This is a genomic window from Serratia sp. BNK-17, assembly GCF_048684935.1.
Taxonomy (GTDB): Bacteria; Pseudomonadota; Gammaproteobacteria; order Enterobacterales; family Enterobacteriaceae; genus Serratia; species Serratia nematodiphila.
On record NZ_JBLQTR010000001.1, the window covers coordinates 76,278 to 103,033 of the forward strand.

General features: G+C 60.0%; 27 protein-coding genes. 15 read left to right on the forward strand and 12 right to left on the reverse strand.

All coding sequences use genetic code 11. The annotated features are described in order from the left end of the window. Positions 1-2 precede the first annotated feature (2 nt). The 3 genes from ACMGF7_RS00320 to ACMGF7_RS00330 form a co-directional block, all read right to left on the reverse strand. Positions 3-1,877, reverse strand: coding sequence for a dipeptide ABC transporter ATP-binding protein (locus tag ACMGF7_RS00320; RefSeq protein ID WP_049241277.1), 1,875 nt, complete (start codon positions 1,875-1,877; stop codon positions 3-5). Positions 1,878-1,896: 19 nt separating this feature from the next. After that, on the reverse strand, positions 1,897-2,853 hold the full coding sequence (locus tag ACMGF7_RS00325) for an isoaspartyl peptidase/L-asparaginase family protein (RefSeq protein WP_015377209.1): 957 nt from the start codon (positions 2,851-2,853) through the stop codon (positions 1,897-1,899). A gap of 358 nt (positions 2,854-3,211) precedes the next feature. Next, positions 3,212-3,748 carry a DUF924 family protein gene (locus tag ACMGF7_RS00330; RefSeq protein ID WP_164095342.1) on the reverse strand — a complete coding sequence of 179 codons (537 nt, stop codon included), beginning with the start codon at positions 3,746-3,748 and terminating at the stop codon, positions 3,212-3,214. A gap of 157 nt (positions 3,749-3,905) precedes the next feature. Here ACMGF7_RS00330 and moeA point away from each other — a divergent pair, with 157 nt between their 5' ends. Both moeA and moeB read left to right on the forward strand, forming a co-directional pair. Beyond that, on the forward strand, positions 3,906-5,144 hold the full coding sequence (moeA, locus tag ACMGF7_RS00335) for a molybdopterin molybdotransferase MoeA (protein WP_164095325.1): 1,239 nt from the start codon (positions 3,906-3,908) through the stop codon (positions 5,142-5,144). A 2-nt stretch (positions 5,145-5,146) separates the two neighbouring features. Next, complete coding sequence (gene moeB, locus ACMGF7_RS00340) at positions 5,147-5,902, forward strand: molybdopterin-synthase adenylyltransferase MoeB (RefSeq protein ID WP_164095324.1); 756 nt, start codon at positions 5,147-5,149, stop codon at positions 5,900-5,902. Between the two features lie 51 nt (positions 5,903-5,953). Here moeB and ACMGF7_RS00345 read toward each other — a convergent pair whose 3' ends face one another. Continuing rightward, complete coding sequence (locus ACMGF7_RS00345) at positions 5,954-7,546, reverse strand: ABC-F family ATPase (RefSeq protein ID WP_049241274.1); 1,593 nt, start codon at positions 7,544-7,546, stop codon at positions 5,954-5,956. A 136-nt stretch (positions 7,547-7,682) separates the two neighbouring features. Beyond that, complete coding sequence (locus ACMGF7_RS00350; protein WP_015377198.1) at positions 7,683-7,910, reverse strand: tautomerase family protein; 228 nt, start codon at positions 7,908-7,910, stop codon at positions 7,683-7,685. Between the two features lie 63 nt (positions 7,911-7,973). On the opposite strand from ACMGF7_RS00350, the gene ACMGF7_RS00355 reads away from it, so the two are divergent. Next, positions 7,974-8,465 carry a winged helix-turn-helix transcriptional regulator gene (locus ACMGF7_RS00355; RefSeq protein ID WP_420286327.1) on the forward strand — a complete coding sequence of 164 codons (492 nt, stop codon included), beginning with the start codon at positions 7,974-7,976 and terminating at the stop codon, positions 8,463-8,465. A 33-nt stretch (positions 8,466-8,498) separates the two neighbouring features. After that, positions 8,499-8,930 carry a hypothetical protein gene (locus ACMGF7_RS00360; RefSeq protein ID WP_033640893.1) on the forward strand — a complete coding sequence of 144 codons (432 nt, stop codon included), beginning with the start codon at positions 8,499-8,501 and terminating at the stop codon, positions 8,928-8,930. Here ACMGF7_RS00360 and cynR read toward each other — a convergent pair. Next, positions 8,854-9,804, reverse strand: coding sequence for a transcriptional regulator CynR (gene cynR / locus ACMGF7_RS00365; protein WP_049241270.1), 951 nt, complete (start codon positions 9,802-9,804; stop codon positions 8,854-8,856). The two genes, ACMGF7_RS00360 and cynR, sit on opposite strands and share 77 nt — an antisense overlap. Positions 9,805-9,915: 111 nt before the next feature. On the opposite strand from cynR, the gene ACMGF7_RS00370 reads away from it, so the two are divergent. From ACMGF7_RS00370 to ACMGF7_RS00385, 4 genes are all read left to right on the forward strand, one after another. Continuing rightward, positions 9,916-10,569, forward strand: a complete 654-nt coding sequence (locus ACMGF7_RS00370; RefSeq protein WP_004939026.1) for a carbonic anhydrase — start codon at positions 9,916-9,918, stop codon at positions 10,567-10,569. 19 nt (positions 10,570-10,588) lie between these two features. After that, positions 10,589-11,059: a cyanase gene (gene cynS / locus ACMGF7_RS00375; RefSeq protein ID WP_004939029.1), complete on the forward strand. Its 471-nt coding sequence runs from the start codon at positions 10,589-10,591 to the stop codon at positions 11,057-11,059. A gap of 233 nt (positions 11,060-11,292) precedes the next feature. Then, complete coding sequence (locus ACMGF7_RS00380) at positions 11,293-11,550, forward strand: YjhX family toxin (RefSeq protein WP_004939031.1); 258 nt, start codon at positions 11,293-11,295, stop codon at positions 11,548-11,550. A 62-nt stretch (positions 11,551-11,612) separates the two neighbouring features. Beyond that, on the forward strand, positions 11,613-12,119 hold the full coding sequence (locus tag ACMGF7_RS00385; protein WP_049241267.1) for a GNAT family N-acetyltransferase: 507 nt from the start codon (positions 11,613-11,615) through the stop codon (positions 12,117-12,119). Positions 12,120-12,442: 323 nt separating this feature from the next. Here the strand turns inward: ACMGF7_RS00385 and ACMGF7_RS00390 are convergent, their stop codons facing one another. Then, on the reverse strand, positions 12,443-13,339 hold the full coding sequence (locus ACMGF7_RS00390; RefSeq protein ID WP_049241266.1) for a LysR family transcriptional regulator: 897 nt from the start codon (positions 13,337-13,339) through the stop codon (positions 12,443-12,445). A gap of 132 nt (positions 13,340-13,471) precedes the next feature. Between ACMGF7_RS00390 and ACMGF7_RS00395 the strand changes: the two genes are divergently transcribed. After that, positions 13,472-14,203, forward strand: a complete 732-nt coding sequence (locus tag ACMGF7_RS00395) for an isochorismatase family protein (protein ID WP_015377190.1) — start codon at positions 13,472-13,474, stop codon at positions 14,201-14,203. Positions 14,204-14,235: 32 nt separating this feature from the next. Here the strand turns inward: ACMGF7_RS00395 and ACMGF7_RS00400 are convergent, their stop codons facing one another. Next, a complete protein-coding gene (locus ACMGF7_RS00400; protein ID WP_049241264.1) occupies positions 14,236-14,583 on the reverse strand; it encodes an antibiotic biosynthesis monooxygenase family protein in 348 nt (115 codons plus the stop codon). Positions 14,584-14,758: 175 nt separating this feature from the next. Here ACMGF7_RS00400 and ACMGF7_RS00405 point away from each other — a divergent pair, with 175 nt between their 5' ends. The 5 genes from ACMGF7_RS00405 to ACMGF7_RS00425 all read left to right on the forward strand — a co-directional run bounded on the left by ACMGF7_RS00405 (position 14,759) and on the right by ACMGF7_RS00425 (position 20,488). Next, positions 14,759-15,442 (forward strand): ArsR/SmtB family transcription factor, encoded by a 684-nt coding sequence (locus ACMGF7_RS00405; protein WP_033633731.1) that lies wholly within the window; start codon positions 14,759-14,761, stop codon positions 15,440-15,442. A gap of 74 nt (positions 15,443-15,516) precedes the next feature. After that, the gene (locus ACMGF7_RS00410; protein WP_004939065.1) at positions 15,517-16,224 is read left to right on the forward strand and encodes a glutathione S-transferase N-terminal domain-containing protein; all 708 of its coding nucleotides are present in this window, start codon (positions 15,517-15,519) and stop codon (positions 16,222-16,224) included. A gap of 131 nt (positions 16,225-16,355) precedes the next feature. Then, positions 16,356-17,783 carry an alkaline phosphatase gene (gene phoA / locus ACMGF7_RS00415; protein WP_049241263.1) on the forward strand — a complete coding sequence of 476 codons (1,428 nt, stop codon included), beginning with the start codon at positions 16,356-16,358 and terminating at the stop codon, positions 17,781-17,783. A gap of 460 nt (positions 17,784-18,243) precedes the next feature. Then, positions 18,244-19,824 (forward strand): malate dehydrogenase (quinone), encoded by a 1,581-nt coding sequence (gene mqo / locus ACMGF7_RS00420; RefSeq protein WP_049241261.1) that lies wholly within the window; start codon positions 18,244-18,246, stop codon positions 19,822-19,824. A gap of 205 nt (positions 19,825-20,029) precedes the next feature. Continuing rightward, positions 20,030-20,488 carry a helix-turn-helix domain-containing protein gene (locus ACMGF7_RS00425; protein WP_049241259.1) on the forward strand — a complete coding sequence of 153 codons (459 nt, stop codon included), beginning with the start codon at positions 20,030-20,032 and terminating at the stop codon, positions 20,486-20,488. Positions 20,489-20,563: 75 nt separating this feature from the next. Here ACMGF7_RS00425 and ACMGF7_RS00430 read toward each other — a convergent pair whose 3' ends face one another. From ACMGF7_RS00430 to ACMGF7_RS00445, 4 genes are read right to left on the reverse strand one after another with little or no spacing between them, the layout of a single operon-like run. Continuing rightward, positions 20,564-21,631: a fimbrial protein gene (locus ACMGF7_RS00430; protein WP_370531143.1), complete on the reverse strand. Its 1,068-nt coding sequence runs from the start codon at positions 21,629-21,631 to the stop codon at positions 20,564-20,566. Positions 21,632-21,645: 14 nt separating this feature from the next. Continuing rightward, positions 21,646-24,240 carry a fimbria/pilus outer membrane usher protein gene (locus ACMGF7_RS00435; protein WP_420286328.1) on the reverse strand — a complete coding sequence of 865 codons (2,595 nt, stop codon included), beginning with the start codon at positions 24,238-24,240 and terminating at the stop codon, positions 21,646-21,648. 12 nt (positions 24,241-24,252) lie between these two features. Further along, entirely contained in the window at positions 24,253-24,939 is a 687-nt protein-coding gene (locus ACMGF7_RS00440) for a molecular chaperone (protein WP_049241254.1), read from the reverse strand. 48 nt (positions 24,940-24,987) lie between these two features. Beyond that, positions 24,988-25,527: a fimbrial protein gene (locus ACMGF7_RS00445; RefSeq protein WP_049241252.1), complete on the reverse strand. Its 540-nt coding sequence runs from the start codon at positions 25,525-25,527 to the stop codon at positions 24,988-24,990. A gap of 510 nt (positions 25,528-26,037) precedes the next feature. On the opposite strand from ACMGF7_RS00445, the gene ACMGF7_RS00450 reads away from it, so the two are divergent. After that, positions 26,038-26,754: an EAL domain-containing protein gene (locus ACMGF7_RS00450; protein WP_420286329.1), complete on the forward strand. Its 717-nt coding sequence runs from the start codon at positions 26,038-26,040 to the stop codon at positions 26,752-26,754. Positions 26,755-26,756: the final 2 nt, after the last annotated feature.

The following is a 26,756-nucleotide window of genomic DNA, read 5'->3' on the forward strand; positions in this document are numbered from 1 at the left end:
CTTTAAAAAGCACCGGCGATCGGGTGGCGGGCGACAAAGTGCCCGGCGCCAACCTGCACCAGCGGTGCGGTAACGGGTTCATCGCCCAGCGCGCGCACCGGGCTGGGGATCTCATCGGCCGGCAGCGGCTGCCGTTTGTGGGCGTGAGCGGGATCGGCCACCGGCACCGCCGCCATCAGCTTGCGGGTGTAGGGATGCTGCGGATTGTCGAACACCGCCTGCCGCGGGCCGATCTCGACGATCTGCCCGAGGTACATCACCGCCACCCGGTGGCTGATGCGCTCCACCACCGCCATGTCGTGCGAAATGAACAAGAAAGCGATGCCGAATTCGCGCTGCAGATCGAGCAACAGATTGACGATCTGCGCCTGAATCGACACGTCCAGCGCCGAGACCGCCTCATCGGCGATCACCACTTTCGGGTTCAGCGCCAGCGCGCGCGCGATGCAGATGCGCTGGCGCTGGCCGCCGGAAAATTCGTGCGGGTAGCGGCGCGCATGTTCCGGCGACAGGCCGACGCGTTCCAATAGCCAGGCCACCCGCCGTTCCGCCTCACGGCCGCGCATCACGTTGTGCACCAGCAGCGGCTCCATGATGGAGAAACCGACCGTCAGGCGCGGATCGAGCGAGGCGTAAGGATCTTGAAAAATGAACTGAATATCGCGCCGCAGGTGCTGCAGCGCCGATCCCTTCAACCGATCGATTCGCCGCCCGGCGAAGGTGATGGTGCCGCTTTGGCTGTCCACCAGCTTCAGCAAAGAGCGCCCGGTGGTGGACTTGCCGCAGCCGGACTCGCCCACCAGCCCCAGCGTCTCGCCGGGGTAAAGATCGAAACTGACGTTTTCCACCGCGTGCACCCGGCGAGTGACCCGATTGAACAGCCCGCCGCGCAGATCAAAACGCGTGACCAGATGATCCACCCGCAGGATCGGCGCGGCGCCTGGCGGCACGGTATCCTGCGGCTCTTCATCCCCCTCGCCACCCGGCAGCGGAAACTTCGCCGGCAGCGGCCGATCGGCCATCGCCCCCAGCTTCGGCACCGCCGCCAACAGCGCCCGGGTATAGGCCTGCTGCGGCGTGGCAAACAGCTCGCGCACCCGATTTTGTTCCACCTGCTCACCGCGGCGCATCACCAGCACCCGGTCAGCGATCTCCGCCACCACGCCCATGTCGTGAGTGATGAAGATCACCCCCATCTGCATCTCCTGTTGCAGCACGCGGATCAGCTGCAGGATCTGCGCCTGAATGGTGACGTCGAGGGCGGTGGTGGGTTCATCGGCGATCAACAGCGCCGGCTTGCAGGAGAGCGCCATGGCGATCATCACCCGCTGGCGCATGCCGCCGGAAAGCTGGTGCGGGTAGCGCCCCAGCACCTCTTTAGCCTCCGGAATACGCACCAGATCGAGCATGCGCAGCGCCTCCTGGCGCGCGCTGCGGTGATCCATGCCCTGATGCAAACGCAGCGATTCGGCGATCTGCTCGCCGACCGGAAACACCGGGTTGAGCGAGGTCATCGGTTCCTGGAAGATCATCGCCATGTCGGCGCCGCGCACCGTTCTCAGCGTGCTCTGCGAGGCTCGCGCCAGATCGAGCAGCGCGCCGTCGCGCCGGCGCAGCGTCATGGCGCCGCCGACGATGCGCCCGCCGCCCTGCTCCACCAGCCGCATCAGCCCCAGTGAAGTCACCGATTTGCCGGAGCCGGACTCACCGACGATCGCCAGCGTTTCGCCGCGATCGAGCTCGAACGACAGGTTGCGCACCGCTTCCACGGCACCTTCCGATTGAGGAAAACTGATGCTCAGATCGCGCACCGACAGCACACGCTGCGGCGGCAATGACAACCCATCGCCAACGGGCTGGAATGAAACGTCGGTCATACACCCTCCCGGTGAACGCTTAGCGATAAATCCCGACGGACGGCGCATCGCCGACATAGCCAAAACCGCGGTACATCCCCTCGCTGTTGAACGGCAGCGCGATATTGCCGTGGCGATCGACGGCGATCATGCCGCCGCTGCCGCCCAGCGCCGGCAGCTTCTCCATCACCACCCGATCGCTGGCCTCTTGCAGGCTGAGGCCGCCGTATTCGATCAGGGCGGAGACGTCATAGGCCGCCACGCCGCGCATGAAGATTTCGCCGGTGCCGGTGCTGGAAACCGCCACCGTGGCGTTGTTGGCATAGCAACCGGCGCCGATGATCGGCGTGTCGCCTACCCGCCCGGCCTGCTTGTTGGTCATGCCACCGGTGGAAGTGGCGGCGGCGAGGTTGCCCAGCGCATCCAGTGCCACCGCGCCGACGGTGCCGAATTTGCGATCGGGATCGAGCGGATCGCCGGCCTGCGCCGCGCCGTCGTGATCAAGCAAGACCCGCCCCTGCTCCGCCTGGGCGCGGTGCAACTGATCAAAGCGTTCCTGGGTAAAGAAGAAGTCGGGAGTAACCATTTCCAGGCCGTGGGCGGCGGCAAACTTCTCGGCGCCTTCGGCGGCAAACAGCACGTGCTCACTGTTTTCCAGCACCGCGCGCGCCGCCAGCACCGGGTTGCGGATATGGCTGACGCCGGCGACAGCGCCGGCGTCGCAGGTGCGGCCGTCCATCACGCAGGCGTCCAGTTCGTGGGTGCCCTGATGGGTAAACACCGAGCCTTTGCCGGCGTTGAACAGCGGGCATTCCTCCAGCAGCCGCACCGCTTCGGTCACCGCGTCCAGCGCGCTGCCGCCCTGCGCCAGTACCGCCTGCCCGGCGGCCACGATCTCGGACAGCGCCTGGATATACTGCCGTTCTTTTTCCGCACTCAGCGCCGCCCGGGTAATTGCGCCCGCGCCGCCATGAATGGCAATCACTGGTTTGCTCATTTGCCTGACACCCTGTGTTAATCCCGCCGTTGCGCAGCGAATAAGCTGAGCGCGGTATCATTATTATTCAGTCTTTTTCGACTCTATTTAGTCCTACAGTGGAAGTACAGCATAACGTCCACGTCCCGCTTTTAGCGTAGCGCGCTTAGACCATTTCGCACCTTGAAATAGCTTATTGGAATAAAAACAGCAGGTTATAAAAAGCGGCAAACCGCTGACAGTGCGGCTGGGATTATTGGTAATTTCGCGAGAGGAAATAGCGGCATGGCGTAATGAAATAAACGTTCGCGCTGAGTCACACTTATTGTGGCGCCCGGCCTGCTGTTTTTCCCCCAGCCGGGCGCAGATGATCCGACGATTAAAAACCCGAGCCGGGCTGCCGTAAAAAGGCCTCTTCTTCCGGCGTGCTGATGCGCCCCAATATTGCGTTGCGATGCGGGTAGCGGCCGAAACGATCGATGATCGCCTTATGCCGTAGCTCGAACTCCAGCTGGTCGCCGTTATTAAGCTCGGTATATAACACCAGCGCCTGCTGGTGGATCAGCGGCGATTCCGAATGCATGAACGGCAGATAAAGGAAGCCGCGCTGCTCACGGCTCAGCCGTTCGCACTCGCCGCTGCGGATCGCCTCCTGCGCCAGGACCAGCGCCATGCCGTCGCAGGCGAACGACTGCGGCGTGCCGCGAAACAGGTTGCGGCTGAATTGATCGAGCACGATCACCTCCGCCAGGCGCCCTTCGATGCTATCGCGCCAGTGCGCCAGTTCCCCCGCCGCCGCCGCCCGCCAGATTTCGCCGAAGCGGCTATGCAGCAGACGATCGAAATCATCGTCCTTTTTGAACCACATCACCGGTTCGATCTCGTCGAACCAGAACTCGATAACCTGTTTATGCATCATGATCCTCCTGTGTTTTACGCAGTTTATACCCGTTCGCGCTTCCGGCGCAGTGCGAAAGATGGCGGGCATAACCCGTTCTCCCCCCCAACGTTCTCTGCCATAATAGCCGCACTTTGTCGCTATCATTGCGCCCCCTGATTACGGAGTTCCCCTTATGGATCATTGCCATACTTCCGATCTCATCTCCCTGGAGCAAGCGCTGGAAAAAATGCTCGGGCAGATCGCCCCGCTGCAACAAACCGAATCCGTCGCGCTGACCGCCGCCGCCGGCCGCATCACCGCCGCGCCGGTGGTCTCACCGCTTGACGTGCCGCCGTTCGCCAACTCGGCGATGGACGGTTATGCGGTACGCCTCGCCGATCTGGCGGCCAATGCGCCATTGCCGGTCGCCGGGAAAGCCTTCGCCGGCGCGCCGTTCGACGGCCAATGGCCGGCCAACAGCTGCGTGCGCATCATGACCGGCGCGCCGATCCCGGCCGGGGCGGACGCCGTGGTCATGCAGGAACAGGCCGAAGTGAGCGACCAGGGCGTGCGTTTTACCGCCCCGGTAGAAGCCGGCCAGAATATCCGTCTGGCGGGCGAAGACATTCGCCGGGGCGCGAGCGTGTTGCCGGCCGGCGTGAAGCTGGGCGCCGCGCAGCTGCCGCTGCTGGCTTCGCTCGGCGTCGCCCAAGTGCAGGTGATGCGTAAGCTGAAGGTTGCGGTGTTCTCCACCGGCGACGAACTGCAGCCGGTCGGCCAGCCGCTGCAGGCAGGCCAGATCTACGACACCAACCGCTTCGCGGTGCGCCTGATGCTGGAGCAGCTGGGCTGTGAAGTGCTCGATCTCGGCATTATCCGCGACGATCGCGATGCGCTGCGCGCCGCTTTTACACAGGCGGACAGCCAGGCCGACGCAGTGATCAGCAGCGGCGGCGTCTCGGTCGGCGAGGCCGACTACACCAAACAGATGCTCGACGAACTGGGCCAGGTCAGCTTCTGGAAGCTGGCGATCAAACCCGGCAAACCGTTCGCCTTCGGCAAACTGGGCCACGCCTGGTTCTGCGGCCTGCCGGGCAACCCGGTTTCCGCCGCCCTGACCTTCTACCAACTGGTGCAACCGCTGCTGGCGAAGCTGGCCGGCCACAGCGACTGGCGCCTGCCGCCGCGCCTGCGCGCGCGGGCACTGACGCCGCTGAAGAAATCGCCGGGGCGCCTCGATTTTCAGCGCGGCGTGTTCAGCAGCAACGCCGCGGGCGAACTGGAGGTGAGCACCACCGGCCACCAGGGCTCGCACATCTTCAGCTCCTACAGCCAGGGCAACTGTTTCATCGTGCTGGAGCGCGAACGCGGTTCGGTGGCGGCGGGTGAAACGGTGGAGATCGAGCCGTTCAACGCCCTGCTGAGGAGCTGAGCATGCTGCCGGAATTGACCGACGCCGAAGCGCTGCGCTACAACCGCCAGATCGTGCTGCGCGGCTTTGACTTCGATGGCCAGGAGAAGCTGAAGGCCGCCCGCGTGCTGATCGCCGGACTGGGCGGGCTGGGCTGCGCCGCCGCGCCTTATCTGGCGGCGGCCGGCGTCGGCCATCTGGTGCTGGTGGATTTCGACACCGTCTCGCTCTCCAACCTGCAGCGCCAGATCCTGCACCGCGACGATCGCATCGGCCAGAGCAAAGTCGCCTCCGCCAGGCAGGAGCTGAGCGCCATCAATCCGCATATCCGCATCGATGCCATCGACGGCCGTCTGGAAGATGACGCGGTCGCGGCAGAGATCGCCGCCTGCGATCTGGTGCTGGACTGCACCGACAACGTGGCAGCGCGCGACGCGCTGAACCGCCTGTGCCACGCACAGCGCAAGCCGCTGGTTTCCGGCGCGGCGATCCGCATGGAAGGCCAGCTCAGCGTGTTCACCTATCAGCCGGGCGAGCCCTGCTACCGCTGCCTGAGCCGGCTGTTCGGCGACAGCGCCCTCACCTGCGTCGAGGCGGGCGTGATGGCGCCGCTGGTCGGCACCATCGGCACTCTACAGGCGATGGAAGCCATCAAACTGCTGGCCGACTACGGTCAACCGCTGCGCGGCAAGCTGTTGATGTTCGATGCAATGAACATGCAGTTCCGCGAGATGACGCTGCCGAAGGATCCGCACTGCGAGGTGTGCGGCGGGGAATGACGGATAAAAAAAGGGCGGGATAATTCCCGCCCTGATGCGTTGCCGCGAGGGTTACACGATGCCCTGGCTGCGCAGATAGTCTTCGTAGTTGCCAGTAAAGTCGATCACCTTGTTCGGGGTGATTTCCAGAATCCGGGTCGCCAGCGAGCTGACGAACTCACGGTCGTGGGAGACGAAGATCAGCGTGCCTTCGTACATCTCCAGCGCCATGTTCAGCGATTCGATGGATTCCATATCCAGGTGGTTGGTCGGTTCGTCCATCACCAGAATATTCGGGCGCTGCATCATCAGCTTGCCGAACAGCATGCGGCCTTTTTCACCACCGGACAGCACCTTCACTTTCTTCTTGATGTCATCCTGGCTGAACAGCAGACGGCCCAACACGCTGCGCACCGCCTGCTCGTCGTCTTTTTCCTGCTTCCACTGGCTCATCCAGTCGAACACGCTCAGGGTGTCGTCGAACTCGTATTCGTGATCCTGCGCGTAGTAACCGATACGGGCGTTTTCTGACCACTTGACGGTGCCGCTGTCCGGCTGCGCGTCGCCCACCAGCGTTTTCAGCAGGGTGGTTTTACCGATGCCGTTGGCACCCAGCACCGCGACCTTCTCGCCCACTTCCACCATCAGGTTCAGCTTGCTGAACAACGGGCCGTCATCGAAGCCCTTGGTGAGCGCTTCCACTTCCAGCGCATTACGGAACAGCTTCTTATCCTGTTCGAAACGGATGAACGGGTTCTGGCGGCTGGAGGCTTTCACCTCTTCCAGCTGGATCTTGTCGATCTGGCGGGCGCGGGAGGTGGCCTGCTTGGATTTGGAGGCGTTGGCGCTGAAGCGGCTGACGAACGATTGCAGCTCGCTGATCTGCGCCTTCTTCTTGGCGTTGTCCGCCAGCAGACGCTCGCGCGCCTGGGTGGCGGCGGTCATGTATTCGTCGTAGTTGCCCGGATAAACGCGCAGTTCGCCGTAGTCCAGATCCGCCATGTGGGTGCAGACCATGTTCAGGAAGTGACGGTCGTGCGAAATGATGATCATGGTGCTGTTGCGCTCGTTGAGCACGTTTTCCAGCCAGCGAATGGTGTCGATGTCCAGGTTGTTGGTCGGTTCGTCGAGCAGCAGGATTTCCGGATCGGAGAACAGCGCCTGCGCCAGCAACACGCGCAGCTTCCAGCCCGGCGCGATTTCGCTCATCGGACCGTAGTGTTGCTCCACCGGAATACCCACGCCGAGCAACAGTTCGCCGGCGCGCGCTTCGGCGCTGTAGCCGTCCATTTCGCCGTAGGCCACTTCCAGATCGGCCACTTTATAGCCGTCTTCTTCGCTCATCTCCGCCATGGCGTAGATGCGGTCGCGCTCTTCCTTCACCGCCCACAGTTCGGTGTGGCCCATGATCACGGTGTCCAGCACGCTGTACTGCTCGAAGGCGAACTGATCCTGACGCAGTTTACCCAGGCGCTCGTTCGGATCGAGGAACACGTTGCCGCCGCTCGGCGCCAGATCGCCGCCGAGGATTTTCATAAAGGTGGACTTGCCGCAGCCGTTAGCGCCGATCAGGCCGTAACGGTTGCCGCCGCCGAATTTGACAGAGATGTTTTCAAACAACGGCTTGCTGCCGAACTGCATGGTGATGTTGTTAGTGCTTAACACAGCGCTCGCTCTTTATACATAGGGAATGTGATTTGGCGCGCATTATGCCACAACGGGGTACAGAGATCGCGGGAAGTTTCGGTGACATTTTGAGCGCCTACGGCATCCTATCCTTTTCGCAGGCGGCATAGTTGAATTAACGCGGCGGGAACTTCGCGGCAATCATCGCCGCCGTCGGCTTCACACCGCCCAGGCTCCATTGTTCGGGCGCATGTTCATCGATTCTGACCCAAACCGACTGTCTGAACGCCGGATCGCCTCGCCCTTCTATCTCCACCAACAGATCGGTAATGCGGGACAGCAATTCGCTTTTTTGCCGTTCATCCAGCATGCCTTTCACCGTTTGCACATTAACAAATGGCATTATACTCTCCTTGAATATAGATAAGTCTAAAAACAAGACTTAGACTAGCGAAGGAAAATGCCCATGTCAAAATCTCCCGATCTCCCTACCGTTTCTCTTGCCCTGTGCGGGCTGGCGCAGGCCGCGGACCTGCTTGGCGATCGCTGGACGTTGCTGATCCTGCGCGAATCATTCTACGGCGTTCGCCGTTTTGAAGAGCTGCGCGAGAATATCGGCGCTTCGCGCCAGGCGTTGAGCAACCGTCTGAATGCCATGGTAGAACAAGAACTGTTGGCCAAACGCGCTTACCGGGAGCCGGGCGAGCGTGAGCGACATGAATATGTCTTGACGGACAAGGGGCGCAGCCTGGGGCCCATCCTGGTTGCGCTGATGGCATGGGGCCACCGGCATATTCTGCATGACAGCCCCCACGTTCAACTGGTGGATAAACGCAGCGGGCTGCCGGTGCAGCTGGCATTTATCGATGCGCAGGCCCGCGTGGTGCCTGAAGACGCGCTGCAAATGTCGGCCGTTGAGCTCCCCCGGCCTGACTTACCCATTCTGGTCTACGCTTGATACCAGACTGATTTAGGACAAGGATGCTGAACCATGCCACACCTCTATAACACCGCGCTGCTGATCGGCGCCGCGCTGAGCGCCATCGCCGCCCTGCTGCATATTTGGGTGATCGCCGCCGGGCCGCGCGGCTATCGGCTGTGCGGCGCCGGCGATCGCTTCATTAAGGCGGCGGAAGCGGGTAAAAAGTTCCCGGCCGTCGTCACCGCCGGTATCGCGCTGGTGCTGTTTATTTGGGCGCTGTACGCACTGTCCGGCGCCGGGCTGATCGCGCCGCTGCCGCTGCTGCGGCCCGCGCTGTTTATCATCACCTTTATCTACCTGCTGCGCGGCGTCGCCGGCCCTTTCGCCCTGCGCGACACCGGCCGCAGCCAACGCTTCATCGTCGTCAGCTCGCTGATTTGCCTCGGCTTCGGGCTGGTGCATCTGCTGGGGATGACGCAGCGCTGGGGGGCATTGGCGTAACGCCCTGTTGCTGCAAAACGGCGATAAACGCCTGCGCGGCGGCGCTGCGGTAAGCGCCTTGGCGCTGCAGCAACACCGCCTGCCGAGCCGGCATGGCGTTGGCCAGCGCCACTTTTTTCAACTGCCGGTTCTCGCGCGCAATGGCGGCCGGCAACAGCGTGGCGAGCTGCCCCCGCCGCACGATCTCGACGATGGCACCCAGCGCATTGGCCTCCACCGCCACCTGCGGCCGAAACCCCAACTGCGTGCAGTAGCGATCGATAAACTGACGCGTGGCGAAGTCGCCGCTCAGCAAGGCCAGCGGCAGATGCCGCCATTCCGCCAGCGTCAGCGGCCGGCGCCGCGCCGCCAGGGGATGATCGGCACCGACCATCAGCTCCAGCGTCTCACGGAACAACGGCGTCGCTTCCACCTCCACCGACTGCGCCATCTCAAAGGCGATGCCCAGATCCAGCCGATCCTGCGCCAACAGCGCCTCGATCCGCTCTTGCGCCATCTCCTCAATGCTCAGCGTAATCCCCGGATAGCGGCGGTAGAACGCATCGATCGTCGGCCCCACCAGATAGGCGGTGAACGTCGGCGTCATCGCCAGCCGCAGATGGCCGCGCGCCAGCGTCGCCACGTCATGGATCGCCCGCGCGCCGGCGTCCAGATCCTGCAGCGCCAGGCGCGCATAGCGCATCCAGGCCTCACCGGCGTCGGTCAGCTGCACCCTTCTGCCGCTGCGATCGAACAGCGGCGCTCCCAGCGCATCCTCCAGCTGTTTGATCTGCTGCGACAAGGTCGGTTGCGAGACGTGCAGCGCTTCGGCGGCACGGGTGAAATTGCCCTGTTCGGCCACGGCCAGAAAATAACGGATATGTCGCAGCAGCATAGCGCCCCAACTATTAGTAATACCTATAGCCATCATTATAAATGGGTCTTAGATCCTATAGCCAGAAGCGTTCATCATGCCGTCATCGCTTACCCCCCAGGGAGAAAAACAATGAAAGAGGTGATTGAGGGCTTCTTGAAGTTCCAGCGCGAAGCCTTTGTTGAACGCACGGCGCTGTTTCAGCGGCTGGCGACCCGCCAAAATCCGCGCACCCTGTTTATCTCGTGTTCCGACAGCCGCCTGGTGCCGGAGCTGGTCACCCAGCGCGAGCCGGGCGATCTGTTCGTGATCCGCAATGCCGGTAACATCGTGCCTTCTTTCGGCCCCGAACCCGGCGGGGTGACCGCCTCGGTCGAGTACGCGGTCGCCGCGCTGGGCGTGGAAGATATCGTGATCTGCGGCCATTCCGACTGCGGCGCGATGACCGCCATCGCCACCTGTCAGTGTCTGGATCACCTGCCGACGGTCGCCGGCTGGCTGCGTTACGCCGATTCCGCCAAGGCGGTCAATCAGGCTTATCCGCATGTCTCCGACGAGGCGCGGGTCGCGTCGATGGTGCGCGAGAACGTCATCGCCCAACTCAACAACATCAAAACGCACCCTTCCGTCGCCCTGGCGCTGGATCAGGGCCGCCTGACGCTGCACGGCTGGGTCTATGACATCGCCAGCGGCGCTATCGAGGCGCTGGACGGCGAAACCCGCCGCTTCGTGCCGCTCGCCACCCATCCCGAGGTGACCGCCACGCCGGCGATCGCCCGTTTTTAAGCCAACAAAAGGAGCCAACATGACACACTCTCTGCATAACGCCGCCCCGCGCGAAGCGCTCACCGACACCATCATGGCCGCCAAGATCCGCCATAACCTGACGTTCGAAGCGCTGGCCGAGGGCACCGGCCTCAGCCTGGCGTTTGTCACCGCCGCCCTGCTGGGGCAGCATGCGCTGCCGGAACCGGCAGCGCGCACCGTAGCGGCCAAGCTGGGGCTGGATGAAGAAGCGGTGCAGCTGCTGCAAACCATCCCGCTGCGCGGCAGCATTCCCGGCGGCGTGCCGACCGACCCGACCATTTATCGTTTCTATGAAATGCTGCAGGTCTACGGCTCCACACTGAAAGCGCTGGTGCACGAGCAGTTTGGCGACGGCATCATCAGCGCCATCAACTTCAAGCTGGATATCAAGAAGGTCGCCGATCCGGACGGCGGCGAACGCGCGGTGATCACCCTGGACGGCAAATACCTGCCGACCAAGCCTTTCTGATTGGCCTTGCGCCGGCGGCCCGCGTCGCCGGCAAATTGACAGCCAACCGGCCATTGGCTACATTAACTGCGCTTAAACGCCGTCCTGGCGTTTTTCACTGCCCGAGGCCTGTATGTTGGAGATTGTAACCACCCGATAGTCGCTTCCTTGCCGCATGGCGAGGGACTCTGACGTATCCGACGCGCGTTTGCGCGGGGATGCGCGTATCTGGGGTTATTACAGGATCTCCCAACATGAACATTTCCAAAGCGGAACAACGCGTGCTGCACGTGTTGGCCAAAGGCGGTTATATCGCCTTCACCCGCAACGACGCCGGTCGCGTCACCCACGTCGAATGCTACACCCGCGAAGGGCTCGGCCTGGCCGACTGCTCGCTGGCCGTTTTTACCAAGCTCAAAACCAAACGCCTGATCCTCTCTCGCCAGGGGCGCCCTTATCGCGTCACCTTCGCCGGGCTCAAGGCCGTGCGTGCGCAGCTGGATAACCGTTAATCATCGATACCGGCCGGGCAGGCAGCCCGGTCGGCTCAGCCTTATTGAATCAGGATACAACCATGAACATCACGTTACGCCACGAAACGCCGGCCGACGCCGGCGCCATCACCACCCTGACCGCCGCCGCGTTCCTGCACGCCGAACACAGCAGCCACACCGAGCAGTTTATCGTCAATGCGCTGCGCGCGGCGGGAGCCCTCACCCTGTCGCTGGTCGCCGAGCACAATGGCACACCGCTCGGGCACGCGTCCGTCTCACCGGTCGCACTCAGCAACGGCGCCGTCGGTTGGTTCGGGCTGGCGCCGGTATCGGTGCTGCCGGCCTGTCAGAACCAGGGGATCGGCAGCCGGCTTATTCGCCGGCTGCTGGCCGAGCTGCAGGAACGCGGCGCCGCAGGCTGCGTGGTGCTGGGCGAGCCGAACTATTACGGCCGTTTCGGCTTCCAGGCGCAGGACGCGCTGACCCTGCCGGGCGTGCCGCAAGACTACTTCCGCGCCATCGCCTTCCAGGGCGCGCTGCCGTGCTCGGAGGTCACCTTCCACAACGCGTTTAACGCCGAAGCCTAACCCTGTTGCCGGCGCCGTCATGGCGCCGGTTTTCAGTCCCGTTCGCCATAACGCAAGACGGCCATCCCTTCTTCTTCCGCCGGGAAAAAAGTACTGTGCCAGGCGCTCAAACTCCGTTTCGCTCAGTGCAAACGGGTTGCAGGATGGGTTTGCATAACGTTCTCCGGTCGTTGCCGGAGGGGGATAAAAAAACCCGCCTGCAGGCGGGTTTTTATTGGCGACATACGCGCTACCCCACCCTCTGGAGAAGGGTGATAATAATTTGCGCGAATGGGCGGTAGGATTTTTTCATAGCTAATGAATATGACAACCATGCAGCGTTGTCAATTCGCCGTCATCAATCCCTGTTCTCGCACAAACTCGGTGAATAAACTCACTTTCTGCTGCACATGCCGGCGCGTCGGGTAAACCGCGAAGACCTGATGCACGTCGGCAATCTGTTCAGGGAACAGCCGCACCAGCCTGCCGGCGGCGATCTCGGGATCCGCCACGAACGACGGCAGCGAACCGATGCCCAATCCCGCCACCAACATATCCCGCAGCATCAGGCTGTTGTTGGCGATCAACCGGGGAGTGAACGCCACGCTCAGGCTCTCCTCGCCGGCGGTGAACTGCCACTGCCCCGGCCTTTCCGCCAGGGAATAGGCCAGACAGCTGTGTCGCTGTAATTCATTCGGCGTTTGCGGCATGCCGTGCTGCGCCAAATAGCCGGGCGCGGCGCAAATTCGCTGGTGCACTTCACCCAGCGCCCGGGCGCTGAGGGAAGAGTCCGGCAGCCGTCGGCGAATGCGCAAGGAAATATCGAAACCAGCCGCCACTACGTCCAATACCCTGTCGTCCAGCGTCAGTTCCACCTGCAACTGCGGGTAACGTTGCATAAACAGCGGCAACAGCGGCGACAGCACCGTCAGGCCGAATGAGAGCGGCGCATTGACCCGCAGCGTGCCGGAGACCTGCTGCGCGCTGGCGGCAACCGTCTGTTCCAGCGCGTCGAACTCGCCGAGCAACCGACAGGCTTCCTGGTAATAGATCTGCCCGGCTTCGGTCAGGCTCATGCTGCGGGTGGTGCGCACGAGCAACAGCGTCCCCAGCCGGCTTTCCAACTGCTTAATCTGCTTGCTCAACGCCGCCGGCGTGATCGTCAGATCCTCCGCCGCCTTATAGAAACTGTTGCGCTCAACCACGCGGCGAAAGGCGCGCATCGTCAGTAGCACGTCCATATTATGTCCTGATAGTTAATTATAAATTCAATAAAGCACAGATTATTAACCTAAACAACCTAAGTAGACTTTATCCAACCGCTTCCCTGAGTGGTAAGTGAATTTAATCTACTGATAATCGTGGAGTTAATAATGAAAAAGACCCTGTTCGCCCTGATGCTCGGCCTGAGCGCCGCCACCGCCCCCGTCGCCGCGCTGGCGCAATCCCCCGCCGCCGATAGCCGCCAGGCGGGTTATGTGCAGCCGCTGACCGCCGACAACAGCCTGTTGCTGTTGGTCGATCTGCAGGACATGTTCGGCATGACCATTTCCTCTATCGATCAAACTAATCTGGTGAATAACGCCGCCGGCATCGCCAAGGCCGCCAAGGTGTTCAACGTGCCGACCATTCTGGCCTCGGCCAACGCCAAAAGCTTCGCCGGGCCGGTATTCCAGCAGGTGACGCAGGCACGCCCGGACCTGCAGGTGTACGACCGCACCGCCATCAACGTCTGGCAGGATCGGCGCGTGGTGGATCTGATCAAACAATCCGGCCGCAAGAAAATCATCATCGGCGGGCTGTGGACCGCCAGTTGCGTGATGTTGCCGGCGCTGTCCGCCCTGGGCGAGGGGTATGAGGTTTATATCCTGTCGGACGTCACCGGCGACATTACGCCAGACAGCCAAAACAACGCCATGCAGCGTCTGGTTCAGGCAGGCGCCACGCCCATCAACTGGGTAGCGTTGATGCTGGAATGGCAGCAGGACTGGAGCCGTAAAGCCACGGCGGGGGGCGTATTGCAGATCGCTCGCGACCACGGCGCCGCCTGGGGGATGGGCGCCAGCTACGCCGGGGCGATGAAGGTGGGCAGCGAGGCGAAATAGCGGGTGAAAGCCCGCCGGCGGCGGGCTTTTTCTCAGGTACGGTGATAACAACGGCTATCCTGCGGCGCCTGGTCGCGACTTTCCAGCCCGTAGTCCCGCACCACCTCCGCCACCCGCAGGCGATACTGCGCCAGCACCTCTCCACGGCCGCGCGCCTGCGCCGCCCGGTGCTGTTCGAGATTGCGCCACTGCTGCACCGCCGCCTCGTCGCGCCAGAAGGAGAGCGACAGCAGGCATGCAGGATCGGCCAGGCTTTGAAAGCGCTCGATGGAAATGAATCCGTCGATCTGCGCCAGCAGCGGCTTCAGCTCCGCCGCCAACGTCAGGTAGGTATCGCGCTGCCCGTCGGCAGCCTGCAGTTCAAACATCACGGCAATCATCCTCGTCTCCTCTCAACGGTAAAATTCCGGCACGCGCGCATTGAGTGAACGGCGCCACTGCACCGATTTCAGCGCCCGCTCATCAATATCCAGCGGACACGGGCGCACAGCACCAGAATGCGATAGCCACAGGCTAGCGATGGACGCGCCGTCATACTTCGTCTAACCTCGAAGTATGCATAACATCGAGATAGAAGATCGTTTAGCGGCGCTGAGCGCCGCCATCGCCGACCGCACCCGGGCGCGCATGCTGTGCCTGTTGATGGACGGGCGCGCCTACACCGCCACCGAGCTCAGCGCGGCGGTCGAGGTCGCCCCGTCTACCGCCAGCGCACACCTGGCGAAGCTGCTGGAGCAGCGGCTGATTGCCTGCGTCAAACAGGGGCGCTATCGCTATTTTCGGCTGGCCGGGCAACCGGTGGCCGCAGCGCTGGAGGGTCTGATGGCGCTGGCGGGCGTGCCGCGCCCGTCGGTGAAAAGCAGCACGCCCACCTCGCTGCAATATGCCCGCACCTGTTACGACCATATGGCGGGCGAGGTGGCGGTGAAGCTGCACGATCGGCTGCATGCGCTGAACTGGCTGACCGGCGAAGAAGACTACCGGTTAAGCGACGTCGGTCAGGCCGCGCTGGCGCGGCTGGGCGTCGATTGCTCCCCCGCTCCCACCCGCCGCCGCTTCGCCTGCGGCTGCCTGGACTGGAGCGAACGCCGCTCTCACCTCGGTGGCGCGCTGGGCGCCGCGCTGTTAGCCGCCTTTATCCAACGCGGCTGGATCGTCCGCCGGCTCGACAGCCGCGAACTGCAGCTGCCCCCCGCCGGTAAAAAAGCGCTGGCCGCACATTTTGACCTCACGGTGTAACCCGGCGGCGGGGTAGTTTTACTGCAATACTCAAGGGGTACGCTTAAGCGACCCCGCCAACCCGAGGAGTTTCCATGCTCGATTCCACCCAATTCCCGATCGTCAAACGCTGGCCGGCTCAGCACCCGGAACGGCTGCAGCTCTACTCTCTGCCGACGCCGAACGGCGTCAAAGTGTCCATCATGCTGGAAGAGATCGGCCTGCCTTATGAAGCGCACCTGATCGACATCGGCAACAACGAGACCTGGACGCCGGAATTCCTGGCGCTGAACCCGAACGGCAAGATCCCGGCGATCATCGATCCCGACGGCCCCGGCGGCCGGCCGCTGCCGCTGTTCGAATCCGGCGCCATTCTGCTCTACCTGGCGGAAAAGAGCGGGCGTTTCTTGCCGCAGGATCCGGCGCAGCGTTACGAAACCATTCAGTGGGTGTTCTTCCAGATGGCCGCCGTCGGCCCAATGTTCGGCCAGCTCGGTTTCTTCCACAAATTCGCCGGACGCGAATATGAAGACAAGCGGCCGCTGGAGCGTTACAAGAATGAATCGAAACGCCTGCTCGGCGTATTGGAAACGCGCCTTGAAGGCCGCGACTGGATCATGGGCGCGGACTACACCATCGCCGATATCTCGCTGCTGGGCTGGGTGCGTAACCTGATCGGCTTCTATGAGGCGCGCGAGCTGGTGGCGTTCGACAGTTTCCCGCGCGTCGCGCAGTGGCTGGAGCGCGGTTTGGCGCGGCCGGCGGTGCAGCGCGGGCTGGCTATCCCGGCGCGCGCGGCCTGATTGTCAAACGGGGTGGCCGCCGGGCCATCCCGTCTTTCATTGTCATAAAATTGTCATCCCTCTGCTCTACTCTCCTTTCGTAACAATTTGATGTTATTTACATTGTTGTATTACGACAAGGAGCTTACCCCATGCAACCTGCTGTATCCCTGATCGCCGGCGCCGTGCTGTCCGCCCTGCTCTGTTCCTCCGCCATCGCGGCGGAAACCTCGGCCAATGCCGATGGCCTGACCGAACGCGCCGCGCGCGGCAACCTCGCCGAACCGGGCGGCGCCCGTCGTCTGGCCGGCGATCAGACCGCCGCGCTGAAGGCGTCGCTGTCGGACAAAACGGCGAAAAACGTGATCCTGCTGATCGGCGACGGAATGGGGGATTCCGAGATCACCGCCGCGCGCAACTACGCTGAAGGCGCAGGCGGTTACTTCAAGGGCATCGACGCCCTGCCGCTGACCGGGCAATACACCCACTACTCGCTGGACAAGAAAACCCACAAGCCGGATTACGTGACCGATTCCGCCGCCTCCGCCACCGCCTGGACCACCGGGGTGAAAACCTATAACGGCGCGCTCGGCGTGGACGTGAACGGCAAAGATCAGCCGACGCTGCTGGAGATCGCCAAAGCGGCCGGCAAGGCCACCGGCAACGTCTCCACCGCCGAGTTGCAAGACGCTACGCCGGCGGCGCAGGTGTCGCACGTCACCTCGCGCAAATGCTACGGCCCGGAGGAAACCAGCGAGAAATGCGCCGCTAACGCGCTGGAAAACGGCGGCCGCGGCTCCATCACCGAGCAGTTGCTGAAAACCCGCGCCGACGTCACGCTGGGCGGCGGCGCGAAGTCCTTCAACCAGCTGGCGAAAAGCGGCGAATGGCAAGGAAAATCGCTGAAAGATCAGGCGGCGGCGCAGGGTTACCAGTGGGTGAGCAACGCGGATGAGCTGCAGGCCGTTACGCTGGCCAACCAGCAAAAACCGCTGCTGGGTCTGTTCGCCGACGGCAACATGCCGGTGCGCTGGCTGGGGCCGAAAGCCAGCTATCACGGCAACCTCGACAAGCCGGCGGTAACCTGCGAAAACAACCCGGCGCGCACCGCGGCCACGCCAACGCTGGCGGCGATGACCGAAAAAGCGATCGCACTGTTGAAAGATAACCCGAACGGCTTCTTCCTGCAGGTAGAGGGCGCGTCGATCGATAAGCAGGATCACGCCGCTAACCCGTGCGGGCAGATTGGTGAAACCGTCGATCTGGACGAAGCGGTGCAAAAAGCGCTGGCCTTCGCCCGCGCCGACGGCAACACGCTGGTGATCGTCACCGCCGACCATGCGCACTCCAGCCAGATCGTCGCCGCCGACGCCAAAGCGCCGGGCCTGACCCAGATGCTGACCACCAAAGACGGCGCGCCGATGACCCTCAGCTACGGCAACTCGGAAGAAGAGTCGCAGGGGCACACCGGCACCCAATTGCGCGTCGCGGCCTACGGCCCGCACGCCGCCAACGTGGTGGGATTGACCGATCAGACCGATCTGTTCTTCACCATGCGCGATGCGATGGGCATCAAGTAACCTCCTTCTGCACGATGGCCGCCCGCAACGGCGGCCATTTATTATTGGTTACCGATAGGCATTTGCAATTTAACCGCAATTATTGTGTGATAACGAAATAACGTTTAATTGCGCGACAATTACCCCATGGAAATAACGCGGTTATACGACCTTTCTTCCCTCTTTGTTTATTACTGCGACAGCAACCGGCCTATTTTTGCTTATATTCATTTTTTTTAGTTACAAAAGTAGTTTTTAACATTCTCGCAAACAATAATACCCCGCCAGTAACGTGAACCGATCAATTTGCATCCGGACGGCCTGCAATAGTTCACTTTTCGTTAAAAACCCTATTAACAAAAAGGCATTATTGCTGCCTATCGGCTCACGCCGGGCGGTCGGCTTCATTATTTCCAGGGTAACTCCCGCTAAATTCTTTCACCTGCAATGAGTAGAATTTACACACAAGAGATTTAATTCAATGAGAAAATTACTCGTCCTGATTTTCAGTCTCAGCCTGTTTGGCGTTACGCAACAGGCGGCGGCTGAAGAGAAGAATAAAACCGTCGACGTGGTGTTGATCGGCGGCGGCATCATGAGCGCCACCTTGGGTACCTATCTGCATGAGCTGGAGCCGACCTGGACCATCGACATGTACGAGCGCATGAACGGCGTGGCGGAAGAGAGCTCCAACGGCTGGAACAACGCCGGTACCGGCCACTCCGCCTTCAGCGAAATGAACTACACGCCGGAAAAAGCCGATGGCACCATCGACATCAGCAAGGCGGTGAAGGTCAACGAGTCTTTCGAAATCTCCCGTCAGTTCTGGTCTTATCAGGTGAAAAACAATGTCCTGAAAGATCCGAAATCCTTCATTAACAGCGTGCCGCACATGAGCTTCGTGTGGGGCGACGACAACGTCAACTTCCTGCGTAAACGCTACGCGGCGCTGCAGCACAGCACCCTGTTCCGCGGCATGGAATACTCCGAAGACCCTGCGCAAATCAAACAGTGGGCGCCACTGGTGATGAACGGCCGCGATCCGGCGCAGAAAATCGCCGCGACCCGCATGCCGTTGGGTACCGACGTTAACTTCGGCGTGATCACCCACCAGCTGGTTGACGCACTGAGCGCCAGCGACAAGTTCAAGCTGAACCTGAGCCACGAAGTGCGCGACATCAAGCGCAACGCCGACCAGACCTGGAGCGTAACCGTTGCCGATCTGAACCGCGACGGTAAAGAAACCACCGTTAACGCCAAGTTCGTGTTCATCGGCGCAGGCGGCGCGTCCCTGACCCTGCTGCAGAAATCCGGCATCCCTGAGGCCGACGGTTACGGCGGCTTCCCGGTCGGCGGCCAGTTCCTGGTCACGACCAACCCGGAGATCGCCAACCAGCACCTGGCCAAAGTGTATGGCCTGGCCAGCGTAGGTTCGCCGCCGATGTCCGTGCCGCACCTGGATACCCGCATGCTGGACGGCAAGCGCGTGCTGCTGTTCGGGCCGTTCGCCACCTTCTCCAGCAAGTTCCTGAAGAACGGTTCGCTGTTTGATCTGCTGCACTCGCTGAGCACCTCGAACCTGATGCCGATGACCCACGTCGGTCTGGATAACTTCGATCTGGTGAAATACCTGGTCGGCCAGCTGATGATGAACGACGACGATCGCTTCGCCGCATTGAAAGAGTACTTCCCGGACGCCAAGCAGGCAGACTGGAAGCTGTGGACCGCAGGCCAGCGCGTACAGATCATCAAGAAAGACGCGGATAAAGGCGGCGTGCTGCAGTTCGGCACCGAAGTCGTCAGCTCTGAAGACGGCAGCATCGCCGCTCTGCTGGGCGCTTCGCCGGGCGCTTCCACCGCTGCGCCAATCATGCTGCACCTGATGGAAACCGTGTTCAAAGACAAAGTGGCGACGCCGGAATGGCAGAGCAAGCTGAAAGAAATCATCCCGTCCTACGGCCACAAGCTGAACGGCGATATCGAGATGACCAACAAGATCCGCGGTTACACCAGCAGCGTGCTGGGTCTGAACTACATTGAAGTGAAACCGGAAACTAACTGATTTTCCGTCACTTCCTACTGAAAAGGCCGCTTTATGCGGCCTTTCTTTTATTCCCCTGCCGTTCAAAGAGCATTTTTGGCCACCTTTTTATCCCCGGCTTACCCTTGCGTAACGGCGTAGTCACGCCTATTATCAAAGCATATTCTTGGATAATTAAGCTAAGTCACTGTGACCTGAATGTCGTTTTTGCGGGAGAACTAAAACCATGGATCGCGTCAATATCATTCACGATTTACTAGACTGGATTGAAACTCATCTGGATCAACCGCTGCTGCTGGATAACGTCGCCGCCAAGTCGGGCTACTCCAAATGGCACCTGCAGCGCATGTTCCGCAGCACCACCGGCCACGCGCTCGGCAGCTATATCCGCGAGCGGCGCCTGTCGCAGGCGGCGCAGGCGCTGCGCTCCACTCCACGACCGATCCTGGATATCGCCCTGCAATACCATTTCGACTCTCAGCCTTCGTTCTCGCGTGCCTTCAAGAAACAGTTCGGCAAAACCCCGGCGGTGTATCGCCGCACCACCCGCTGGGACGTCGCAGAATGGCCGGCGCAGCCGATAGAAATGCAGGCCGAACCGCGCCATGATGCCCCCATGCTGCCCCGCTGGTACGCCGGCAAGCCGCCGGAAGGCGTTTGCACCAGCTGGATGGGGCTGCGTTAATCAGCGCGGTATAAGGCACAAAAAAGGGTTCAGTTCGCGAGAACTGAACCCTTTCTCTATTGACGAGACACCGAATTATTTGAAGGTGACGTCGACGTTAGCGGTGGCATTGAATACCCCGGTCTTCGGCGTATTGGTCAGCCATTTCAGGTTGGCGATAAAGGTCTCTTTTACTTCGTTCTGCTTATCCTGCAGCAGACCGCCAAAATCCACGTTGGTTTGCAGTGGGATCGCTTTTTTGTTGGTGTCGCGCTGCTGAGTCAGGAAGATAGCCACGCCCGGTTTGGTGGTTGGCAGGATCTGCGTGTTGTCTGACGGATCGGCGTTGGTACTGCTGAAACTGGCCTGCAACGACTGACCGGCACATTCGCCGCCGCTCAGGCTGGCCTTGATGTCGAACGGCACCTGCTTGGCGATAGTGCCGGCTTTGGCGCTGGAAGTCGTCAGCACGCCGAAATCGACGCTGGCGCCATTGTTGGCCAACACGGTGATCTGCGGGTTGCACTGGATCACGCGGATCTTGTCCAGCCCTTTGATATAGGCGTTAAAGTTACTGTCTTTGGTGGCGTTCAAACCGCCGACCCCGTCAATCTGGAACAGCGATGCACGCCCCAAAGGTGCAAAGTTGCCGGCCGGCGGTTTCACCCCGGTGGCTTTGATGTATACCGAATAGGAGGCAGTCACCGCCTGCGGCGCCGCCGGGTTTCTGCCGTTAGTCCGGATGGTACCCGGCCCCAGATTGGGGCCGGTCGGCGTTTTGCCGCTTTGCAGCAGGTTAACCGAGTCATAGTCGACGCCGTTGATCGACACCCCAATTGACAATGACTTATCCAGCGCGCCGAACGAGTTCTGCGGGTTCCAGTAGATATAAGCGTTTTCCCCTTTCGGGTTGCGATCGGTATCCCAACAGGTAAAGGTCGAAGTAAAGTTCTGCGAACGCCAGATCAAGTTGCCGGCGACAAAGTCGCTGGCGGCCAGCACGATCGGGCGACCAACGTCGATATCCTGCGTTACGCTGCCGGTCGGATTTTTTGAACCGGTCGAGTTGCCGAAGCGGCACTGCATCGCCGCCGCCTGTTGCGCCATCGCCAACCCCGCCAGCCCCACCACTGACAGAAGTGTGTTACGTGCTAATTTGCTCAAGTTCATGGTGTACCTTACAGTTTTTGGCATTGCAGAGTCAGTTCCTGATATCCCATGGCCACTTGTTTGTCGCCCACGTTCGCCGGGATCGGCAGTACGCATTGCTGGTCGGCTTTCGGGCCCCATTTGATCGTCAGTTTTTCACCCGCTTGCACACCGGAGACATAGGTCGCGCCATTCAGGCCCACGGTACCACTGTTGCGGCCGGACTCGTTGAACACGCCGGCGCCGATGGCCGGATAACCGTCATCCCCCAGACGAGCGTGAATCAGCAGGCTGACCCCCTTGAAGGTATCGAAGCTCACCTTCACCACCGATTTCTCGGTCGGTACCACTTGTTTGCTGGCCACAGGCACATCCAGACCCGGCCCGAAGTCTTCGGTCCGCAGCGCTACATAGTTGTAACGGTAAGCGGTGGCCGACGGCACCACGGCGTAACCGAAGCGATCAATGGTCACGCCCGGCTGGTTTTCCAAACGAACGCCTTTGGCGTCTTTCGCTTCCACCAGCAAGATGGTGTTCTGCAACGGCTGCGTCAGAGTCGCGCCGCCGGAGTGCACCAGCAGGCCGCCGGAGAGACCCAGCCCTTCCTGACGGTATTTAGAGCTGTAGGCATAGCTACCGTCGATGTTACCGATGCTGCTGCTGTAGCCCAGGTTCAGGTTGCTGCTCTGGCCGGAGGACTGCGTATGCCCGGTGGAAACCGAGTAGTTCATGCGGCGGTCGTCCAGCAAGGTGCCGCTGATGCCGGTCGAATAGCTGTCGCCGCTCTGTTTGCTGTGCGCCGCACTGAAGTTGGCGGTGGTCGAGTTGTTGTTCTGCCCCCAATCCAGCGGGATCGACATCGTGAAGTTCACGCTGCGATCGGAATAGCCGTACTGGCCGCGCGTATCCTGTAGATAGACGCCGTAGGAAATGCGCTTGAAGCCGTCGTTATAACCCAGTTGAATCGTGCGATCGTTACCGGACACGCCCCAGTAGTTCTGGTGGCTCACGTTGGCATACAGGCTGGCGCCCGCCCACAGCTGCTGGCTAAGCGACAGCTCGACGCGTTCGCGTTTGTTGCCGTAGCGCGCGGTGTATCGGGTGCGTTTCTGATTGTTGCTCCAGGAAGGCTGGCCTGGCTGCAGATCGTTCGGATCCCAGTAATCGTTGGCATAAAAGCCGTTGCGCCAGCGGTTGCGCTCCTGGACCGCATCGCTGAGGTCATAATAACCGGAAGTCGCATAGCGATAGCCCGCCAACTGGAAGTTGGTGCCCATCTGGTTGAGCGACTTGGAGTACAGGAAACGGAAGCTCTGCCCCTGCTTGCGATCGCCGTTCGCCAGCTCGGTATCGGAAATAGAACCGTCCACGGAGATAGCCCCCCATGATCCCAGGCTCTTACCGATACCCACGGCGGCGGAACGGTAATGTTCGGCGATAATGGCGCCGCCGAATGGCGTCAGGCCATAGTTCATGCCGTACGCCGCGGTGCCTTGGATCAGTTTCGGCTGATAGCCGCCGTCGCCGGTGTGGTATTTACCGGCGGTCAGTTGGAAGTTCCAAATGCCTTCGCGCAGCATGTTGGCCACGGAAGAGTAGGCGACGCTGAACGTTTTATGCGAACCGTCGGCCTCATTCACGGTCACCTGCAGGTCACCATTGTTGGTATGCGGATAGACGTCGTGGATCTCGAAAGGACCCGGCGCGACGTTGGCGCTATAGATGACGTAACCGTTCTGGCGGATCTCGACGCGGGCGTTGGTCGCCGCCACACCACGCACCACCGGCGCATAACCGCGCAGGCTGTCCGGCAGCATGTCGTCAACGCTGGAGAGTTGCACCCCGCGGAACTGGAAGCTGTTGAACACGCTGTTGTTGGTGCTCGCCTGCCCCATCACCAAACGGCTGCGCCAAGGCACGATGTCGGTCTCGGCCCAGGAGGAGACGTTGGTCCAGTTGCTGCTGCTGCCACTCTGTTTGTCCCAGGTGGAGTTGTTGCGCAGGCGCCATCTGCCCAGGTTAACGCCGCTGTTCAACGCGAGGAACATGTACTCGTTGTCGTCAGCGTCATCTCGGCGGTAGCTGTTCTTGTTGTAGTTGAAGTTATAGTTGGCGAACAGCGCGTTGATGCCTTCATCGTACATGCTTGGCGGGATCGCGCCGATCGCGCTCAGATCCATCATGGTCTGAGGCACGGAGATGTTGATCTGCTGCACCGCCGCGTCATAGCTGGCGGTGGCGTCTTTAACCAACGCAGGCAGATCAACGCAGCTGCCGGCCTGCAGCGTTTCCGGCAGTTTGATGCCGTAGTTGCGCAGGTCTTCAACTTTCAGGCAGGGTTGAGACGCGGCCAGGCCCTTTACCTGACGAAAAGTAACATCCTTATGATCAACCTGAGCCAGGTTTACATAGATGTCGAATGGGTAAACGCCCGGTTGCAAAGCATCGCCCTGGGCGACCGCTTCCGCGTTGCTCAGGTTTTCATCGCCGTGAATAAACGACATGTTAAACTCTGCCAGCGCCGCTTCACTCCATAACATCGGCGCACTGGCGGCAATGATTGCAATTCGGATCAGCTGTGTCAGCCGCGTCGTTCCGCCTGCTACTTTTCGTTGATTTGCCATTCCCTGTCTCTCTTATTGTACTGGAACGTCCTTGACTTCCGTTCTACCGCCAAAATCGTTGATATAACTGAAAGCAATCTTGTTGCCGACGCTGACGCCCGCCGGGATATTGATCGACAAGCGATCTTTCGGGCTCACCATGTTGGCGTCCACATCCACGGTCTTGCCCGCGCTGTTTTTCAAATGCAGCGCCCCAAAGGTAATATGCAGCGGGCCATCGTTAATCACTTGCAGACGTGAACCTTCACGCTGCCAGCGCAAGTTTTGTACTTGCTCGTCCAGCGTCGTTTTCAACGCCACCGGCCGGTAAAAAAGTTTGATTCGGGTACGCACCGCAACCTGAAGCACGTTTTCTTGCTTCGGCGCCGGTGGGATTTCCTGCACGTTAATCCACAGCAGGGTTTCTTTATCCTGAGGTAAGCCATTACCGGAATAGATAAAGCGCAAAACGGCGGTTTTGGCAGCGTCCAATTTCAGAATCGGCGGAACGACAACGACAGGCAGATTTTTCGGCACCTGGTTTCTGTCACCGGTGTCCAGCCAGGTCTGCACCATATAAGCTTCTGGCGCATCGTTATGAATGGGCAGCGAGGCGGATTTTTCATCGCCTTTATAGATCACGCGAGTGGCATCTACCTGGATACCGGCGTGGCTGTTAAAGGCGCTCAGCATCAGCAGAGCGGCAAAGAACTTTTTCATCGGTTTCCTCTACGGGCCATCCTTGGCCGTGTGTGTCCTGAAAGATGATTATTTGTATTCGATGGTGAACGGGCTGGTGGCGTTAGCCAGACCCGCGGTCACTGCTGCGAATGAACGGTAACGAGCCTGCAGGTTGAAGGTCGCTTTACCGTCAGCAGCGATGGTGACTTTCGCTACGTCGTCTTTGATGTTGGAACCGTCGCCGATAGCGAACGGTTTGCCGTTGTTATCGGTGATTTCGATACCTACGCCGGTCGCCGCAGCGCCGGTGCCACCAACGTTGCTTACGGACAGCAGGTCTGGGTTGCCGGCAACGGTGTTACCGTCGAAGCGCAGGCTGTAATCGCCGGCATCACATTTTTCCAGGGAGATCTGGAAAGCTTTAGATGCGGATTTGTCACCCACGTTTTGGAAAGCGGAAGTTGGGTAAGTACCCAGGTAAACTTCTTTATTCTGAGTATCGCTAGTCACCTGGCAGGTAGACTGTTTGATTTCACCGGTGAACTTAACAGTGCCGCTTGCTGCCATTGCGTTGGAAGCAGTTGCAGACAATACCAACACAGCCAAAGGCAATAATACTTTTTTCATTTCCAGCTCCATAGAACAATAAAATAATCGATTCAGTGGTGGGCTTATATATATTGCCACCACTGAGCATACACTCAGCGATTGCACTCCTTGCTGAAAAGGAGCGTTGCCTCGATGAACTCATTGCGGGACGCAATATATTCTAAGGTAATTCCTAATGTTAAATAGTTTAAAGCATTCACATCACCAAAGTTGATAGGAAAAAACTATCGACAAATACCTATCTATCGATATTGACGATTCAACCCAATGAGCATAATCTTTGTTCTAGAGAGCATAAGAGCTTATCAAGTCACCTTAAGCGCAATAAATCATTATATTATTCTGATATTTGCCGCAAATTCAGAATATATCACTATTGAAATTTGAGTGCCTATTGGGCAATAGCCGTGTGACGAAGTGGCGTTGAAGCATGGCGCCATTAATAAGAAATCTACCAATAACCAACGGAGTATTTTTCTTTTTCCACCCAAAAATCAATTGATTAAAAACAAACCCAGGGATTGCGCAATGAACGGGTCATTGAGAGAGAAAAATAGCGGCATTAATTACGTTTTTCAGCCGATGTTCGCGAAATCCGGGCAGTTATTGGCCGTCGAATGTTTATCTCGCTTCGCGCTAAACGGCAAATTCGCCCATTTCTCTCCAGAACAGTTTTTTCGCCATGCGGACGGTGAAACACGCATTGCTATTTTGTTGGAACAAATTGAGCTGATCGAAAAATATCAGCAGTGGTTTTATAAAAACCAAGTTATCGCTACTTTAAATGTGGATGACTATTCACTGAAATCTTTGGCCGACAGCGGTTTTTCCGCGCGAATTAATGCCCTGCGCTGTATTCATTTTGAGATCAGCGAAAATTCAACCCGGCTGGTGAAAGATCGCGTGCACGGCGATCCGTCATTGAATAGTTATTCATTTTGGCTCGATGATTTTGGTTCTGGCTATGCGGGTTTTTCCGCGCTGTACAACAGCCAGTTCCGCTTCATTAAGCTCGACCGTTTTCTGCTTTGGGATTTCATGAAAAAGTCCGGCGGCGAGGGCTTGATGCGCGCGTTACTGCGCTTCTTTTACCTTAATCATTACAAGGTAATTATCGAAGGAGTTGAAACTCCCGAACACAAGAAATGGCTGGATGAAATGCCATATTACGCACTGCAGGGAAAGCTGTGGAAGGAATCCAGCATCAAGGATTTGAACTCGCTTCTTACAGCTGAATACTTTTAACT

What these genes read in the sequence shown, in the direction of transcription:
- ACMGF7_RS00320 (WP_049241277.1), bottom strand. Translation starts at nt 1,877, where the DNA reads ATGACCGACGTTTCATTCCAGCCCGTTGGCGATGGGTTGTCATTGCCG.
- ACMGF7_RS00325 (WP_015377209.1), bottom strand. Translation starts at nt 2,853, where the DNA reads ATGAGCAAACCAGTGATTGCCATTCATGGCGGCGCGGGCGCAATTACC.
- ACMGF7_RS00330 (WP_164095342.1), bottom strand. Translation starts at nt 3,748, where the DNA reads ATGCATAAACAGGTTATCGAGTTCTGGTTCGACGAGATCGAACCGGTG.
- moeA (WP_164095325.1), top strand. Translation starts at nt 3,906, where the DNA reads ATGGATCATTGCCATACTTCCGATCTCATCTCCCTGGAGCAAGCGCTG.
- moeB (WP_164095324.1), top strand. Translation starts at nt 5,147, where the DNA reads ATGCTGCCGGAATTGACCGACGCCGAAGCGCTGCGCTACAACCGCCAG.
- ACMGF7_RS00350 (WP_015377198.1), bottom strand. Translation starts at nt 7,910, where the DNA reads ATGCCATTTGTTAATGTGCAAACGGTGAAAGGCATGCTGGATGAACGG.
- ACMGF7_RS00355 (WP_420286327.1), top strand. Translation starts at nt 7,974, where the DNA reads ATGTCAAAATCTCCCGATCTCCCTACCGTTTCTCTTGCCCTGTGCGGG.
- ACMGF7_RS00360 (WP_033640893.1), top strand. Translation starts at nt 8,499, where the DNA reads ATGCCACACCTCTATAACACCGCGCTGCTGATCGGCGCCGCGCTGAGC.
- cynR (WP_049241270.1), bottom strand. Translation starts at nt 9,804, where the DNA reads ATGCTGCTGCGACATATCCGTTATTTTCTGGCCGTGGCCGAACAGGGC.
- ACMGF7_RS00370 (WP_004939026.1), top strand. Translation starts at nt 9,916, where the DNA reads ATGAAAGAGGTGATTGAGGGCTTCTTGAAGTTCCAGCGCGAAGCCTTT.
- cynS (WP_004939029.1), top strand. Translation starts at nt 10,589, where the DNA reads ATGACACACTCTCTGCATAACGCCGCCCCGCGCGAAGCGCTCACCGAC.
- ACMGF7_RS00380 (WP_004939031.1), top strand. Translation starts at nt 11,293, where the DNA reads ATGAACATTTCCAAAGCGGAACAACGCGTGCTGCACGTGTTGGCCAAA.
- ACMGF7_RS00385 (WP_049241267.1), top strand. Translation starts at nt 11,613, where the DNA reads ATGAACATCACGTTACGCCACGAAACGCCGGCCGACGCCGGCGCCATC.
- ACMGF7_RS00390 (WP_049241266.1), bottom strand. Translation starts at nt 13,339, where the DNA reads ATGGACGTGCTACTGACGATGCGCGCCTTTCGCCGCGTGGTTGAGCGC.
- ACMGF7_RS00395 (WP_015377190.1), top strand. Translation starts at nt 13,472, where the DNA reads ATGAAAAAGACCCTGTTCGCCCTGATGCTCGGCCTGAGCGCCGCCACC.
- ACMGF7_RS00400 (WP_049241264.1), bottom strand. Translation starts at nt 14,583, where the DNA reads ATGATTGCCGTGATGTTTGAACTGCAGGCTGCCGACGGGCAGCGCGAT.
- ACMGF7_RS00405 (WP_033633731.1), top strand. Translation starts at nt 14,759, where the DNA reads ATGCATAACATCGAGATAGAAGATCGTTTAGCGGCGCTGAGCGCCGCC.
- ACMGF7_RS00410 (WP_004939065.1), top strand. Translation starts at nt 15,517, where the DNA reads ATGCTCGATTCCACCCAATTCCCGATCGTCAAACGCTGGCCGGCTCAG.
- phoA (WP_049241263.1), top strand. Translation starts at nt 16,356, where the DNA reads ATGCAACCTGCTGTATCCCTGATCGCCGGCGCCGTGCTGTCCGCCCTG.
- mqo (WP_049241261.1), top strand. Translation starts at nt 18,244, where the DNA reads ATGAGAAAATTACTCGTCCTGATTTTCAGTCTCAGCCTGTTTGGCGTT.
- ACMGF7_RS00425 (WP_049241259.1), top strand. Translation starts at nt 20,030, where the DNA reads ATGGATCGCGTCAATATCATTCACGATTTACTAGACTGGATTGAAACT.
- ACMGF7_RS00435 (WP_420286328.1), bottom strand. Translation starts at nt 24,240, where the DNA reads ATGGCAAATCAACGAAAAGTAGCAGGCGGAACGACGCGGCTGACACAG.
- ACMGF7_RS00440 (WP_049241254.1), bottom strand. Translation starts at nt 24,939, where the DNA reads ATGAAAAAGTTCTTTGCCGCTCTGCTGATGCTGAGCGCCTTTAACAGC.
- ACMGF7_RS00445 (WP_049241252.1), bottom strand. Translation starts at nt 25,527, where the DNA reads ATGAAAAAAGTATTATTGCCTTTGGCTGTGTTGGTATTGTCTGCAACT.
- ACMGF7_RS00450 (WP_420286329.1), top strand. Translation starts at nt 26,038, where the DNA reads ATGAACGGGTCATTGAGAGAGAAAAATAGCGGCATTAATTACGTTTTT.